General features: G+C 40.3%; 15 protein-coding genes and 1 pseudogene. 13 read left to right on the forward strand and 3 right to left on the reverse strand.

All coding sequences use genetic code 11. The features are described from left to right. The first annotated feature begins 18 nt into the window (after nucleotides 1-18). From napA to SULKU_RS13215, 12 genes are all read left to right on the forward strand, one after another. Nucleotides 19-2,805 (forward strand): nitrate reductase catalytic subunit NapA, encoded by a 2,787-nt coding sequence (gene napA / locus SULKU_RS13160; protein ID WP_013449877.1) that lies wholly within the window; start codon nucleotides 19-21, stop codon nucleotides 2,803-2,805. A gap of 2 nt (nucleotides 2,806-2,807) precedes the next feature. Beyond that, the gene (napG, locus tag SULKU_RS13165) at nucleotides 2,808-3,620 is read left to right on the forward strand and encodes a ferredoxin-type protein NapG (RefSeq protein ID WP_013449878.1); all 813 of its coding nucleotides are present in this window, start codon (nucleotides 2,808-2,810) and stop codon (nucleotides 3,618-3,620) included. After that, nucleotides 3,621-4,439 carry a quinol dehydrogenase ferredoxin subunit NapH gene (napH, locus tag SULKU_RS13170; protein ID WP_013449879.1) on the forward strand — a complete coding sequence of 273 codons (819 nt, stop codon included), beginning with the start codon at nucleotides 3,621-3,623 and terminating at the stop codon, nucleotides 4,437-4,439. It begins immediately after the preceding gene. A 4-nt stretch (nucleotides 4,440-4,443) separates the two neighbouring features. Then, the gene (locus SULKU_RS13175) at nucleotides 4,444-5,031 is read left to right on the forward strand and encodes a nitrate reductase cytochrome c-type subunit (RefSeq protein WP_013449880.1); all 588 of its coding nucleotides are present in this window, start codon (nucleotides 4,444-4,446) and stop codon (nucleotides 5,029-5,031) included. Between the two features lies 1 nt (nucleotide 5,032). Further along, nucleotides 5,033-5,536 (forward strand): 4Fe-4S dicluster domain-containing protein, encoded by a 504-nt coding sequence (locus tag SULKU_RS13180; RefSeq protein ID WP_013449881.1) that lies wholly within the window; start codon nucleotides 5,033-5,035, stop codon nucleotides 5,534-5,536. After that, nucleotides 5,533-6,468 (forward strand): WD40 repeat domain-containing protein, encoded by a 936-nt coding sequence (locus SULKU_RS13185; RefSeq protein ID WP_013449882.1) that lies wholly within the window; start codon nucleotides 5,533-5,535, stop codon nucleotides 6,466-6,468. Before SULKU_RS13180 ends, SULKU_RS13185 begins: the two co-directional genes overlap by 4 nt. Then, a complete protein-coding gene (locus SULKU_RS13190; RefSeq protein WP_013449883.1) occupies nucleotides 6,465-6,812 on the forward strand; it encodes a chaperone NapD in 348 nt (115 codons plus the stop codon). Before SULKU_RS13185 ends, SULKU_RS13190 begins: the two co-directional genes overlap by 4 nt. Further along, nucleotides 6,809-7,333: a PAS domain-containing protein gene (locus SULKU_RS13195; protein WP_342613694.1), complete on the forward strand. Its 525-nt coding sequence runs from the start codon at nucleotides 6,809-6,811 to the stop codon at nucleotides 7,331-7,333. Before SULKU_RS13190 ends, SULKU_RS13195 begins: the two co-directional genes overlap by 4 nt. A gap of 4 nt (nucleotides 7,334-7,337) precedes the next feature. Beyond that, nucleotides 7,338-7,991 carry a Crp/Fnr family transcriptional regulator gene (locus SULKU_RS14650; protein WP_013449885.1) on the forward strand — a complete coding sequence of 218 codons (654 nt, stop codon included), beginning with the start codon at nucleotides 7,338-7,340 and terminating at the stop codon, nucleotides 7,989-7,991. A 12-nt stretch (nucleotides 7,992-8,003) separates the two neighbouring features. Beyond that, on the forward strand, nucleotides 8,004-9,014 hold the full coding sequence (locus SULKU_RS13205) for a type IV pili methyl-accepting chemotaxis transducer N-terminal domain-containing protein (protein ID WP_013449886.1): 1,011 nt from the start codon (nucleotides 8,004-8,006) through the stop codon (nucleotides 9,012-9,014). 64 nt (nucleotides 9,015-9,078) lie between these two features. Then, nucleotides 9,079-10,044, forward strand: coding sequence for a GTP 3',8-cyclase MoaA (gene moaA / locus SULKU_RS13210; protein ID WP_013449887.1), 966 nt, complete (start codon nucleotides 9,079-9,081; stop codon nucleotides 10,042-10,044). A gap of 150 nt (nucleotides 10,045-10,194) precedes the next feature. Next, entirely contained in the window at nucleotides 10,195-10,692 is a 498-nt protein-coding gene (locus SULKU_RS13215) for a hypothetical protein (RefSeq protein WP_245535183.1), read from the forward strand. 201 nt (nucleotides 10,693-10,893) lie between these two features. Here the strand turns inward: SULKU_RS13215 and SULKU_RS13220 are convergent, their stop codons facing one another. Continuing rightward, a complete protein-coding gene (locus SULKU_RS13220) occupies nucleotides 10,894-11,511 on the reverse strand; it encodes a recombinase family protein (RefSeq protein WP_013449888.1) in 618 nt (205 codons plus the stop codon). A gap of 155 nt (nucleotides 11,512-11,666) precedes the next feature. Between SULKU_RS13220 and SULKU_RS15400 the strand changes: the two are divergent. Next, nucleotides 11,667-14,695, forward strand: a pseudogene (locus tag SULKU_RS15400) (Tn3 family transposase). Here the strand turns inward: SULKU_RS15400 and SULKU_RS13235 are convergent. Beyond that, nucleotides 14,667-15,194, reverse strand: coding sequence for a hypothetical protein (locus SULKU_RS13235; protein ID WP_013449889.1), 528 nt, complete (start codon nucleotides 15,192-15,194; stop codon nucleotides 14,667-14,669). The pseudogene SULKU_RS15400 and the gene SULKU_RS13235 sit on opposite strands and share 29 nt — an antisense overlap. 3 nt (nucleotides 15,195-15,197) lie before the next feature. Beyond that, nucleotides 15,198-15,566 (reverse strand): hypothetical protein, encoded by a 369-nt coding sequence (locus tag SULKU_RS13240; protein WP_013449890.1) that lies wholly within the window; start codon nucleotides 15,564-15,566, stop codon nucleotides 15,198-15,200. Between the last annotated feature and the right edge of the window lie 378 nt (nucleotides 15,567-15,944).

Genomic DNA, 15,944 nt, shown 5'->3' on the forward strand with positions numbered 1-15,944 from the left:
CATTAAAAAGGATCAACAATGCAAGAAAGTCGTAGAGATTTTTTAAAAGCCAGTGCAGCGACTGCTGCAGCTACTGCCGTAGGTATGGTTTTACCGAGTGAGGTTGAAGCTGCGTCCAAAGCAGGTGAATCAGGATGGCGCTGGGACAAAGCGGTATGCCGTTTCTGCGGAACAGGTTGTGGTGTTATGGTCGCAACCCAAAATGATAAAATTATCGCCGTCAAAGGGGATCCGGCAGCTCCGGTGAATAAAGGGCTAAATTGTATCAAAGGATATTTCCTCGCGAAAATCATGTACGGAGCAGACCGTTTGACTCAGCCATTGTTACGTGTTGGAGCCAATGGAGAGTTTAGCAAACAAGGGAAATTTCAACCGGTGAGTTGGGAAAGAGCCTTTGATGTCATGGCGGATAAGTTCAAAGAAACGTATGCTAAAAACGGTCCTACATCAGTAGGGGTATTCGGTTCGGGTCAATATACGATTCATGAAGGTTACGCTGCACTCAAACTGATGAAAGCAGGTTTTCGATCTAATAATATTGACCCTAATGCTCGTCACTGTATGGCCTCTGCGGTTACAGGATTTATGCAAACGTTCGGTATCGATGAACCGGCAGGCTGTTACGATGATATCGAGCTAACCGATACGATTATTACGTGGGGTGCGAATATGGCAGAGATGCACCCGATCCTTTGGTCACGCGTATCCGATCGTAAACTCACCAACAAAGCAAAAGTAAAAGTAGTTAATCTCTCTACCTATACACAACGTACTTCGGATTTGGCTGATATCGAGATTATTTTCAGACCAAGTACCGATTTGGCGATTTGGAACTACATTGCACGTGAGTTAGTTTACAATGCTCCTGAATCCATCGACTGGAAATACGTCAAAGAAAACTGTGTATTTGCCACAAGCTGGGTGGATACCGGATATGGAATGCGTAACAACGCTAACCATCCAAAATTCCGTGAATCGGAAAAAGATACGGTAGCTAAAGAGGTTGCGAAAAAAGTGGGCGCGTTAGAGGGTCCTGCACTCAAACCGTTCGGGTATGAGACAGGTGAGACCATGAAAATGACTCACAATGCAACTGCTGCTGAAAACTGGGTTATTACGTTTGAAGAATTTAAACGTGGTTTAGCACCGTATACTCTCGATTATGTTGCGAGTGTTGCTAAAGGAAATCCGGATGAGGATATCGAAGCGTTCAAGAAAAAACTCAAAGCGCTTGCCGATCTCTATATCGAAAAAGGGCGTAAAGTCGTCAGTTTCTGGACAATGGGCTTCAATCAGCATACACGTGGTACATGGGTAAATTCTCAATCGTACATGGTGCATATGTTACTCGGAAAACAAGCTAAACCGGGTTCAGGTGCATTCTCTCTTACCGGTCAGCCATCGGCGTGTGGAACAGCGCGTGAAGTAGGAACATTTAGCCACCGTCTCCCTGCGGATATGGTCGTTATGAATCCTAAACACCGTGAACACTCTGAACACATCTGGAAAGTACCGGCAGGAACAATTAACCCGGTTCCAGGCAGTCACTATGTACAGATTATGCGTGATTTAGAAGATGGTAAAGTGAAATGGGCATGGGTTCAGGTTAATAACCCATGGCAAGATACCGCCAATGCCAACCACTGGATTAAAGCAGCACGTGAGATGGATAACTTCATCGTCTGTTCGGATGCTTATCCGGGTATTTCAGCAAAAGTAGCCGATTTGATCCTCCCATCGGCGATGATTTATGAGAAATGGGGTGGATACGGTAACGCCGAACGCCGTACACAACAATGGAAACAGCAAGTTACTCCAGTCGGTCAAGCGATGGGTGATTTGTGGCAAACGGCAGAATTTGCCAAACGGTTCACCCTTGCCGAAGTGTGGAAAGAATGGAAAATCAACGATAAAGTGACGATCCCAAGTGTACTAGGTGAAGCTCAAAAAATGGGATACAAACCGAGCGATACATTGTTCGATGTCTTGTTTGCGAATAAAGAGGCGAAAAGCTATAAATGGCCTGATCCGATCGGGAAAGGGTTTGATAACACCGAAGCTGGCGGTGATAAACGTAATGTCCTCGGAAGCGATGGTAAGCCATTTAAAGGATACGGTTTCTTTATCCATAAATATATTTGGGAAGAGTATCGTAAATTCGGTCTTGGTCATGGACATGACTTGGCTGATTTCGATACCTACCACCGTGTGCGCGGATTGAAATGGCCGGTTGTTAATGGCAAAGAGACACAATGGCGTTTTAACGCGAAATACGATCCGTATGCGAAGAAAACAGGACGTGAATTTGCCTTCTACGGTGAATTTAGCAAAGTGATCCAACAAGGAACTCTTGCCGGACCGGATGCATCCAAACCAAAAGTGGATTTGAGCAATAAAGCGAAAATTTTCATGCACCCTTATATGGAACCGCCTGAAACTCCGAGTAAAGAGTATCCATTGTGGCTCTGTACGGGACGTGTACTCGAACATTGGCACTCTGGAACGATGACCATGCGTGTACCTGAACTCTATCGAGCAGTTCCTGAGGCTCTTTGTTATATGCATCCTCAAACGGCTAAAGATATGGGGGCAAAAGACGGTGAACTGGTATGGGTTGAATCACGTCGCGGTAAAGTAAAAGCCCGTGTTGAAACACGAGGACGTAATCGACCTCCTAAATCATTGGTATTTGTTCCATGGTTCGATGAAAAAGTGTATATCAACAAAGTATGTTTAGATGCAACCTGTCCAATCTCTAAACAAACCGACTACAAAAAATGTGCGGTCAAGGTCTATAAGGCTTAACCATGGCAACGGAAAAACAGCCCCCGATGAGTGAACGTCGCCGATTTTTATTGCAAGCATTGCAAGGGATTGGATTAGCGACACTTGGGGCATTGACATGGAGTGCATACATCGATGAAGCGAGTGCCGCTTCTCTCGTACTGCGACCTCCGGGAGCACTGAGCGAAGAAGACTTTTTATCGCATTGTATTCGCTGCGGGTTGTGTGTCGAAGCGTGTCCATATGATACGCTCAAACTTGCCCGTGCCGGAGATAATGTGCCGGTAGGGACACCGTATTTTATCGCGCGGGAAATTCCGTGTTATATGTGTAAAGACATTCCCTGTGTCCCACCGTGTCCTACGGGTGCGTTGGAGGAGTCATTGGTCATGAAAATGGCGAAAGACGGTCATAAAGTTTTCGATATCGGCATGGCGAAAATGGGGATAGCGGTGATCGATTCGGATCAATGCGTCGCCTTTTGGGGTGTTCAGTGTGACGCTTGTTATCGAGCTTGTCCATTGATCAATCAGGCGATTGTCATCGATCAGAGTCGAAATGAGCGTACAGGGAAACATGCCCTAATGGTTCCTCGTGTTATCGGTGATGTGTGTACCGGATGTGGAATGTGCGAAAAAGCGTGTGTGACTGAGAAAGCCTCTATTTTTGTCTTGCCTCTGGAAGTTGCTAAAGGGAAAGCCGGAAGCAATTACATCAAAGGATGGGATGAAAAAGATGAAAAACGTTTGGAAACCCAAACAGGGGGCGGTGAAACGACTGTAACCCCGACCAGTTCTCAAAAGCCGGTCGATTATTTAAATGATGAGGAGTTTTAAATGGAGTGGCTTAAAAAACACCGATTTTTAATTCTTCGCCGTTTGATACAAATTTCCATGATTGTGCTCTACTTTGCGGCACACGCATGGGGATGGAAAGTTCTTGAAGGTAATCTGGGGAGCTCATTGGTTGTGGGAACGATCCCTTTAGCTGATCCGTTTGCAGTGATTCAAATGTCTGCAGCGGGTGCGTTGCTGGGGCTGGATGTACTCATCGGAGCTGCCATCATAACGCTGTTCTACGCCATCATCGGCGGAAGAGCTTTTTGCAGCTGGGTGTGTCCGATCAATATGGTGAGTGATGCAGCCAATGGATTGCGCCGTATATTACGGATTAACGAAGTAGAGCGTAGAGTCGTTATAAGTCGACATCTTCGTTATTGGGTATTAGCACTCTCTATCGCCCTTTCAGCGATTTTTGGAGTAGCGGCATTTGAATTTATCAGTCCTATCGGGATGCTGAATCGTGGCCTTATTTTTGGTATAGGATTTGGTGGAGCTGTAGTGGCAGGTGTTTTTCTCTTCGATTTGTTTGGAGTGAAAAACGGGTTTTGCGGTCATCTGTGTCCGTTGGGCGGATTTTATTCGCTCATTGGCCGATTCAGTCTGATCCGCGTAAAACACAATCAGGAAAAATGTACATTGTGTATGAAATGTACCGCGATTTGTCCTGAAAAACCGGTCTTACATATGATCGGTAAACGAAGTGAATTTGTCGCCATGGGTGAGTGTACTAACTGTGCTCGCTGTATCGAAGTGTGTGATGATGACGCTTTAAATTTTGATATTCGCTTATTTAAACAACAGGATAAGGAGTAAACACATGAAACGTAATGTGATTAGTATCGTAACCGCAGCTTTAGTATTAGGCAGTGTAGTGCTCTTGGGAGCAGGGAAAGAGGTTCAGATTGCTGACGAGTCGTTAGGACTTTCAAAAGTAAGTGTTGATGCAGATAGCGGTTTGGTTGAAAAACCTTTTGTCTATAAAGGAACGGCTCCGGGTGCAGGAAACAAACGTATTCCTCGTACATATGATAATCAACCGCCTATGATTCCGCATGATATCAGCGAATTGCCGATCATCACACAGGAAGAAAACGCATGTACTTCATGTCATATGCCGGATGTTGCTCCAAGTGTCGGAGCAATTCCTATCCCAAAATCGCATTTGACAAATTTGCGTAAAATGGAAGATCTAAAAGGAGAATTGTATCAAGGCCGCTGGAATTGTACACAATGTCATGCACCTCAGGCTGTACTCGATCCTGCAGTGATGAACAAATTCAAAGGGGCATACCATAAAAAAATCGGTGGAGAGTACAAAACAAATCTGATGAAAACGCTTCGAGAAGGGGTGTTGGAAGATCCATCCGGCTCATTTGATCTCAATAAAGATTTGGTAGCAGATTAATATGGACTCACGTCGCGGATTTTTTACCTCATTGGTTGCACTTGCTACAGGTGGAGGAAAAGAAAAGAAACCTTTTCATCCTCTTCTGCCCGGTTTTATCACAGAAAAACGCGATAACTGCCTGAGCTGTACTACTTCTGCATGTAAAAATATTTGTGAAGAAGGGATTGTGATTCATACAGAGTCTACAGTTCCCTATCTTGATTTTTCACGTCGAGGGTGCACATTCTGCGGAGAGTGTATCACTGCCTGTGAAAGCGATTGTTTTATTGCAGAGCCAATAACCAAGATTAAAGCGGAAGTACGGATCGGTATTTTGGGCTGTTTGGCATGGAATAAAACAATCTGTCGCAGTTGTGCTGATGTTTGTAACGATAAAGCGATACAATTTAACGGACTCTTTAATCCTGAAATTGATACACAGAAATGTACAGCCTGCGGTTTTTGTGTCGGGGTATGCCCAGCTTATACTATAAGTATCTATTCGCCAAAGGTGAGCACATGAACTTTTTATTTTTCGTACTATTTTCCTCATTGACACTCTATGCTGGAGTTATCTCTCCAAAAGTCAGTGTTAAAACCTCTTCACCGGTTTTGGATTTTGTGGTGAGAGGGAATGATGTTTGGGCAGGAACCGCGAACGGGGAAGCTTTGCAAATCACCGTAAAAGGTAAAATCATTTCCAAAACAGTGCTTCCGGCTATCGAAGATTCATGGGGTGAAAAAATAAAGCAGAAAATCATGAGTATTGATCTCTCATCGGATGCTAAAACGTTGATCGTAGCAGGAGAAGATGGTTGTTTATATACGATTCGTGAGGGGAAAATTACTAAAACTGCTTATTCTACAAAAACTGTCGTGAAAAAAATTGCCTTTATTTCGGATACGAAAGTGATGTTGGCATTGTTGAGTAATGAGGTGGTGTTTTTTGATCTTAAAAGCAATCGGATAGTGAAAACTCTCAGCGGCGGAACCTCGCCGCTCAGTGATATGGCGTTATCTACAGATAAAAAAATAGCGGTTATTGCCGGAGAGGCAGGAGTTGTTTCGGTTATCGATACGGCTGCTATGAAAATCACGCGTCGTATTCAAGGTGGAAATGTCGATAATGTTTATAAAGTGGATATTCAAAACAATCATGTTCTCACCGCAGGCCAAGATCGCAGAGCGATACTCTATACCCTCGATGGAAAAAGTTATGTTCGCTTTGAGGGTTCTTTTTTAATCTATACTGCAGCTCTTTCACCGAGTGCAGGAGTGATGGCAGCCGCGATGGATGAAGAGAACCTGATCAGTGTTTTCGACACCCACAAACGTAAAAAAGTTGCTACGGCAAAAGGGCACAGTGCGACGCTGAATCGTATATCGTTTATCAATGAAAAACGGTTCGTATCGTGTGCCGATGAAAATAAAATTCTATTTTGGGAGTTACCATGAATATATCAAGTGTTGTCGTTAAATGTGCGCCGGAGTATATAGCATTTGTGCTAGAACAATTACAAGCAAGTAATCAGTGTGAGGTTTACGCTCACGATGAGTTAGGTCGAATCATAATCATTTTAGAGGGTGAAACGACAGAAGAAGAGTCTGAAAAACTTCGTATTATTCAAGAAATCCCCCATATTCTCTCCGCAGAAATGGCAATGGCCTACAGCGAAAGTGAATTCTCTGATGAAGAGGGGAAATTAGAGCGTGTTGATGAGCAGCTTATGGAACGTTTAAACGCAGATGATGTGGATGCCAAAGACATCGTTTATCATGGACACCTAAAGGATAAATGATGAAAACCCTCTGTATCGAAACAGAAGTTCCGAGCGATGAACTGATTGTATCGCATACGAATCTTTACGGGATTATTACCTATGCCAATGAAACCTTCGCCGATATTAGTGGATATGAGATGGATGAACTGATCGGACAGCCGCATAATATCGTTCGTCATCCCGATATGCCCTCATCGTTGTTTGCTAATCTATGGGAAACACTGGGTGAGGGTAAAATGTGGTCTGGTTATGTGAAAAACCTTCGTAAAGACGGAGGATTTTACTGGGTATACGCACAAGTCTCAGGATTATTGGATAAAAATGGAAATTTGATCGGGTACAAATCGCTTCGCGCACCGGTAGAGAGTGCCAAGCGCCATGAGCTGGAAGCCAATTATGCCAGACTCAAAGAGATGGAAGAGAATGTGGTGAAACTTAGCGAGTGGATTGATCACGAAACGTTCAATCAACTTGAAACTCTTTCTAATCAGAAAAATTGTTCTATTCGTGAAATTCTTAAAGAGATAATAGGTCAATAATAGAATGGATTTTAACCAAGCGGCTAAAAAACTCTCTTTGTTTCAAGGACTCTCTTCACGTGATCTGGAATTGATTGCAGCGCAATCATCTATACGATCATTTGAGAAAGGAGAGCTCCTTTTTTATGAGGGAGATGATCTGCCGTATTGGTATTTTGTGGTCGATGGAATCTTACGCTCCTATAAACTTTCTCATGATGAACATGAAATTTCAATCTGTTATAACGAATCCTCGATGGCACTGAGTGACATCCGTTTCGAGAACAATCGCTACATTACTAGAACCTTCGGTACCATCGAAGCGCAAAGCAAAGGGACATTGATCGGGATAAAAACCTCGGCTTTATCACTATTATTTACGCAAAGCCCTGAATTTGCTCTACGTTGTTTTCACAGTGTTTTGGTGAGTGTGGAGAACTATCAGCGGACGTTTTTTAACAATATGGTACTCGATGCAATGGGAAAAGTAGCCTTTATGCTTGCCCATGAACTGGATAAATTTAACCGGCTCAAAAAACAGGAAATTGCAACATTGCTTAACATACAGCCGGAAACTCTGTCGCGTTTACTGGGAAAACTCGTTCGTAAAGAGATCATTGCTATTGATGGATCAGTGAGTATCTTAGATGCTAATGCACTTAAATCACTGTATAATTAGAGGAAAAAAATCATGAAAAAAATAACCTCTCGAATAAAAATTATCAGTTTTATTCTTTCATTATTACTTGTCAGTTTGATCGCCATTACCGTTTACATGAACGAGCAAAGCAAACATGATGGCTACGTCATCCACATTGTCGGTAAAGAGCGGATGTTAACCCAAAAAATGGCAAAAGAGCTTTTTTTAAATCTTCACCGTACGTCGGCTGAATTTTTAGCTTTTGATGAAGCAAAAAACGAGTTTATGCTTAACCTCAGATCATTGCTTAGCGGCACACAAGATGGAAAAATTACCCGACCTCCAACTGATGAGATTGCACTACGTCTTGAAAAAATAGGCAGCCTAAGCGATCGATTTTTTATATTAGCTGAAACGATCAAAGTCAAAATAGAATTGAATTCAATCCCGAGCGAGGCAGAGATATCGGAGCTCTATGAAGTGAACAATCTTCTTTTAAATGAGATTGATACTACCGTACATGCCTATACGGCTGCTTCTGAAGAGAAAATAGAGCGACTCCAGTGGATTCAGTACATCGGAGCGTTTGCAACACTCATCGCAGTTATCGGCAGTATCCTGCTGAGTAAAAAGATTGACGAGGAGTTCGACCGCTTTTTGAGCAATGCCAAAGAGGTTTCACAAATTCGTTGTGATGATCTTCATACAGAGCCTCGCATCTCTACAGAGTCACAAAGCGAGCTGATGCAAGCCGAATCGGATATGAAAACCTTTTTATTGCATGTTGAAAAAGTGGTCCATCGAGCGCAAAGTGCGTTGATTGAATCACAAAACACATTGGTACAAATCGAAGACGCGGCAAGAACGATGGAACAGCAGCTTTCACAAACATCACTCAGTGATCCATCTAAAGCAGAAATCGAAGACTATATCGATATAAGTGAAAATCTAACGATCAACTCTCTCGAAAAAATAGCGAACACACAGCAAATGCTCGATAAATTCCAAGGGATGTTAGATAAAATCGTGGTCAAAATGGAGCAGAACGATTCACATTCTTGACCTAAGTCAAGAAAACTTTTTATATTTTCAGCGATACTCTTGTTATTAAAAACAAGGGTTGAGTATGTTGGTTGATCGATTCAAACGTCATGTGACCTATCTTCGGGTTTCAGTTACCGAGCGGTGCAATTTTCGCTGCCGCTACTGTATGGCAGAAAAACCCTTTAGTTGGGTGCCTAAAGAAAATTTACTAAGTTATGAAGAACTTTTTGCATTTATTAAAATTGGCATCGACAACGGAATACAGAAAATTCGTCTTACCGGAGGAGAACCGACGACACGTGAGAATCTCGATGAGCTGATCGCAATGATCCACTCATATGCACCCGATGTAGATATCGGGTTAACCACCAACGGGTATTTGCTACCATCTCTCGCCCATAAACTTAAAAAAGCCGGATTACGCCGAGTCAATATTTCTCTCGATTCATTGGATCGTAACACTCTCCATTATATCGCCCAAAAAGATGTTCTTCCCGAAATTCTTCAGGGAATAGAAGCCGCGGTAGAGGCGGGTTTATCCGTGAAAATCAACAGTGTCATTTTACGAAACATCAATGAAAATGAAGTCGTATCCTTGTTTAACTACGCGCAATCCATCCATGCACAGATTCGTTATATCGAATACATGGAAAATTCACATGCCACCAATACACTTCAAGGATTAAGAAGTGATGAAATTATCGATATTTTAGGGAAGAGCATCCCTTTTATACCCATCGAAAAAGAACTTGGCGGACCGGCGAATCTATACGAAACCGCAGATGGTTACCGTTTTGGAACGATTGAGCCGCATCGTCACGATTTTTGCAGTACATGTGATCGTCTACGCCTGAGTGCTGAGGGAGATTTGATTGGATGTCTCTATTTTGAAGGTGCAAAAAGTATCAAAGAAGCCATTCGAGAGGGCAATGATGCAGAAACCAAAGCTATTTTGAACGACGTCGTCTACAACAAACCTGAAAAAAATATGTGGGGAGTTGAGAACTTCGAAGTCTCATCTCGTGCATTCTATCGAACTGGCGGATAATTCGAGTGTCATATCATATAGAGGAAAAACCATGTTAACCCCCCATTTTTTAAATCTGTCGCAGAGATAACGCTCTATGATCCTCTTGCTGAAGTACTCGGTGCTGCAAATGAGGGGATTTTAACGTATAGCTATGAAGAAACCGTAAAGTTGGCAGGACATTCATGCCCTACCGTTGCAGGAGCGTATCTGATGGCTCGAAAAGGATTGAGCCTTTTGTACCCAGATACAATGCCGATACGAGGAAATATACGCGTATTGATGCAGGGACGTTTAGGTGATGGTGTGGTTGGAGTTATGGCTAACATAGCCTCATTTATTACCGGTGCTACGGACACAGGTGGCTTTCATGGATTGGGCGGAAAATATGACCGTCGAGGATTACTGAAATTTGAAGCGGATATCCAAGGCGAGATGGCAATAGAACGACTCGATACGGGTGATCGGGTGACTCTTTCTTATAATCCTAAAATTGTCGCAGGTGATCCGAGAATGCAAGAGTGGCGGGGGATAATATTGGCCGAAAAAGCAAATTTTGAGATCGAAAAATTGTTTCAAAACAGTTGGCAAGATCGTGTTAAATCGATACTTATAGATTATGCTGAACATCCCGGATTAGTGATGTACACCTTTGAGGAGAAGAAATGAAAACTAATAGCATTTGGCACCATAGCACTTGCAGCTGATGGATACAGTGTTTATCAAAAGCATTGTATGCAATGCCATGTTGAAATGATGGAAAAAAAAGTGGTGTTAAAAGTACTGCATACATTAAAAGCTCCCCCTATGATTGAGGTATGGCTATTTCTCAACAAACAGGGTAAAAGTCCCATGGTTCTTAGAAATAGCTTAATTAGTGATTTCTAGCACTCTCTTGGCAAAATCTCTTAGCTCCCCATTCGGTCCAATATATTTATAAAGAGTAGGCCTTGTAATCCCCAACTCAGCACAAAGTTCTTTTACACTGGTATCTCTATTTTTCATACTTGCTTCCGCTAATCTTACTTGTGACTTGGTAAGGTTAAACTTTCTTCCACCTTTTCTTCCTCTTGCTCTTGCAGCTTGAAGTCCGGCTATTGTTCTTTCTCTGATTAAGTCTCTCTCAAATTCTGCAAAAGCACCAAAAATTGAGAACATCATTTTTCCGGCAGAAGTGGTTGTATCAATATTAACACCTTGTCCGCTTAAAACTTTAAATCCTATATTTCTTTTGTTTAAATCATCAATAGTATTGATAAGATGCTTGAGATTTCTGCCAAGACGGTCAAGCTTCCAGACAACTAAAATATCTTCTTCTCGTAAAGCTTTCAAGCAATTTTCCAAGCCGGGTCTTTCGTCTTTGATCCCTGAAATTTTATCGGTGTAAATACTTTCTTGATTTACACCCGCTTGGAGAAGTGCATCGATTTGTAAATCTAAAACTTGAGAGTCATCAGATTTTGAAACTCTTGCATAACCGATAAGCATTCCACTCCCTTTGTGATGTAAATTAAACCTTCGTTTGCATTACACTCTGAAATTTATCCATAAACTATCTGATAAGTGTAAACTTAAGTATAAATCAAACAAAGTATAGCAAACAGTATATATAATCAGAATAAATTACACAAAAAAGGAAAAAAGTGACAACTTTACAAATTTTATCAAAAGAGGAAGAAAAAGCATTCAATCAAAAACCAATATTTAATTTTAACCAGCAAAAATTTTATTTTTCAATCCCAAAGAATTTACTCGAAAAAATAGAAATCGATTTTAATCAAATTTATTTTGTGCTGCTGTATGGCTATTTCAAAGCAACAAATAAATTCTTCACAGATTTAAATGATGATAAAAATTTAGATTATATTGCCTCCGATATTTTAAAAATATCAATCGATACAGATGCTGTAAGTTTAACAAAAAGTACACTTTATAGATATCAGCAGATCATTAAGCAGCACCTGCGAATTAACGAATACACCTATGAGATAAAAGATATCCTTGTAAAAGAAGCTATCACGTTGGCGAATAATTTTACCCATCGTAAAAAAATCTTTTATGCTCTTGTTGAGTTTTCTAAAAAGCTATCAATCGAAGTGCCGAGTTACACGGAGTTATATCGCATTATCACAGTCGCCATCAATTCTCAAAAAAGAGATATTCTAGAGAGATTAACGCCATTCATTAAAGATCAAAAACTGAATATACTAGATGAATTTTTACAAAAAGATGGAGACTATAAAAACAGATGGAGTCTCACGCACTATAAGATACTGGAGCACTCTACTAAAAAAGCTGCCATGATGGTAAGTCTTCAAAAATTTAAAACGATACAATCAAAATTCAATATCTTGGAGAGTATCTTTATATCGGGAGGAATCACCCCTAAAATAGCCCAGTATCATGCTAAATGGATTGAAAAAAGCCAAGTTTTTCAAGTAAAGCGAAAGAAAGATGTAGAATCTAACTTCTTACTTCTATCATTTGTATATTATCAGTACTTGATCCGTAACGATAATCTCATAGATAGATTTATATCAACGGTGCAGACGGCTAAAAACTCCTCACTTCGTTCCCAAAAAGAGTATAGTTTTGAACAAGAACCTCATAAAAATCGGGTCATACAGTCACTTGAGAATGCAAATCTTTCAACACTAAATGATATTGAAGCTATTGTCAAAGACAGCGATTTAAGTGCTGTTCAAAAAGTAGCTACAATAGAGAAACTTCTTCAGCAAAAGACACTGGCACTCAATGAGATTCTTACAGAGAAAAAAGTTTTCGACACTGTTGTTGAATGCAAGTATGATTTTATAGAGAGCAAGTCAGTATCGCTGCAAGGCAAGCTTTCGGGGATTTTAAAAGCGATTGAGTTTGATGAAAAAGCATCGAATAAAAATCTTATTGAAGCCATTAACTATTTCAAAAACAATCCCACTCTCACCAATAAAGTACCTAAAGCATTTTTAGATGAAGAAGAGCGTATCGCTGTATTTGATGGCGATAAATTTAAAGTCTCACTCTATAAAATATTACTCTTCTTTCATGTAAGCGATGCCATTAAAAATGGAACTCTTAATTTGAAATACTCTTACAGATACAAAAACTTTGATGACTATATGATTGATAAAGATGATTGGATTAAAAATAAAGATCTACTTCTAACGAAGCATGAAATGGAGTATTTAAAACCGTTTGATACCTTTATGAACACCGTCAAAGACAAAGTTGAAGCAAGCTACAAAGAAACAAATCATAATATTTTAAATGGTACAAACACCTATTTTACGGCATCAGACGACTCTTACATCCTCAAAACTCCTAAGCTGGAAAAGGATGAAGATGAAGAAAAAAATCCTCTCGCAAAATATTCCCAACGGAAGAGTACCTATCCGTGATTGATGTTCTCAATTCAATTGATAAGGAAACAGATTTTTTATCATCATTTCAACACTACTCTCAAAGTCGCATTAAAAGCAATCACAATCTATTACTTGCATCCATACTTGGATATGGATGCAACCTAAGCCTTTCACGGATGGGGAAAATATCAAAAGGCATCAACGAAAACCAGCTTGATAATACCAAAATATGGTACTTTTCAGAGGATAATACGACCGAAGCAAATGACAAAATTGTGGCATATATGGAGAAATTGGAGCTTGTAAAAATAGTAAGACATCACACCGATATCAATCATACTTCAAGTGATGGGCAAAAATACTCCATTGCTTCAAATATCGATTCTACTAATGCAGGACACTCAAACAAATACTTTGGTGCCGACAAAGGAGTTGTCACCTATACTTTTATTGACGAATCAAATCGCCTGTTTCATTCCACTGTTATCAATGTCAGTGAAAGAGAATCGGGGTATGTTATTGATGGACTGTTGCACAATGAGACAGTCAAGAGCGATTTACATTCCGGGGATAGCCACAGCTATACAGAGCTAATATTTGGTTTAACAAATATTCTTGGATTCAATTTTGGTCCAAGAATTAAAAATTTCAAAGATCAACAGCTTTACGGCTTTTTTACACCAAAACACTATCATAATTTAGGTTATAAATTGGCACCTAAAAGAAAAATCAATACTCAAATAATCAAAGAGAGTTGGGATGATATTTTACGGTTTGCCGTAACAATTAAAGAGAGAAAAACAACGGCTACACAGCTCTTAAAAAGGCTCACTTCCTATTCACGACAGCACAAACTATACACTGCGTTGAAAGAATTTGGAAAGATTATAAAATCCGATTTTTTGCTCAATTATATCGATGATGTAAAGCTTCGCCAACGGATAGAAAAGCAGCTCAATAAGATAGAAGCCTCTAATCGATTTTCAAAAGCGGTATTTTTTGGAAACAATCAAGAGTTTACGGTTGCAACTACCGAAGAGCAAAACGTTGCAAATAACTCAAAACGACTTATTCAAAATGCTATAATCCTTTGGAATTATCTTTATCTTACCAAAAAATTACAACATTCTAAAAATAGCACCGAGAAAGATGAAATCCTCACAGCACTTAAAAACAGTTCAATTATTCACTGGAGTCATATTAATTTTTATGGGATTTATGATTTTACCAACTATTCAAAGAGAGTTTACAATTTAATTGCGATTGATAAAGAAAAAGAGTTTATGCAGCCTTTAGGTCTCGGAAATTAATTTCGTGGCTTGTAGAGGAGATATGAGGGCTGGTTTTTAGCGAAAAGACCATTTTTAAGCTATTTCTAAGAACCATGGGACTTTTACCCTGTTTGTTGAGAAATAGCCTATAACTTGTCTCCGCCATCTGCTCTGTGAGCTTTTTGGTTTTCAAAAAGATCAAGTAAGAAACATAGATTCCAACTGGCGAATGAACGAGGAACATGATCAACTGCTCATGAAGTATTGCATCGAATGAAGATTCTCTCAGTGATCTAAGCTCGGGATTGAAGATTGATTTAAAAAACAATCCAACAAATTTCAAATAAAAATCAACTGATAACTTTGTATCCCACAAGCCGATATGAGTCGAGATAAATTCTGCAACGAATGTCGCAATGAGCCCCGCGATAAAAATGAGACTCATCGACTTGAACATCATTTGGTATTGGTTGTTTGTATTCTCAAACCAAACATACCAGCCTAGTTTTGTTTTATGTATGTTTTGATTTTCAGCCATAGACTACCCTTTAATATGCGCTGCGATTTTTTGAAGTGCAGCACTCACGTTTGCACGAAATGAATCATGCGGCTCAAGCGAATTAGCGATGATCTCTTTCGCCTCATCAAGTTTTTGCGTAGAGATTTTTTGTTGCGCATTCAACACCGCAAGCATTCGTTCTTCTACATGATCAAGTTTCTCAGTGAACGCATTCGCAATCTCTGCGCGAATTGCTTTTTGATTTTTCAAAAGCATTTCGTCGATCTGCAAGACACGATCGTTTTCGAGTTTGCAGGCGACCGCTTCTTGCAGAAATTCATACACTGACTTACCCGATGTCTCTATCCGAGCGATCGTGGCTTCATCGAGACGAGTCTCAACTTTTCGCATTTATAAGCTCCTTGTTTTTTGACAGGAAAAGCAAAAATTGCATTTTCTCTACATATATTCAAAATTTCACCCGTGTCGGGTAATTTTGCATATAGTGTCGGGTATTGAAAAAACGGGATTATTTGGCTAAGATACCCGACGGATATACAGGGCATTTTGTTTCAAAGACCGCACGGATTGGGCGTGAGGTCTATATCTATAAAGCGCTTCCCCCTCTAGGGGGAGAATTTCAGCCTAGGGGCTGAAATGAGGGGGCAGAAATTAGCACTGAAATAATCAGCAAGGAGATTATCCGAAGCGCAATTATCAGAGATAATTTCCATGGATAGCTACAAATTTGCAACACCTTTGCAACGTTAAAAACATAGAATTAATTAA

Origin of the sequence: Sulfuricurvum kujiense DSM 16994, assembly GCF_000183725.1 — a bacterium.
In the GTDB taxonomy this organism is placed as follows: Bacteria; Campylobacterota; Campylobacteria; order Campylobacterales; family Sulfurimonadaceae; genus Sulfuricurvum; species Sulfuricurvum kujiense.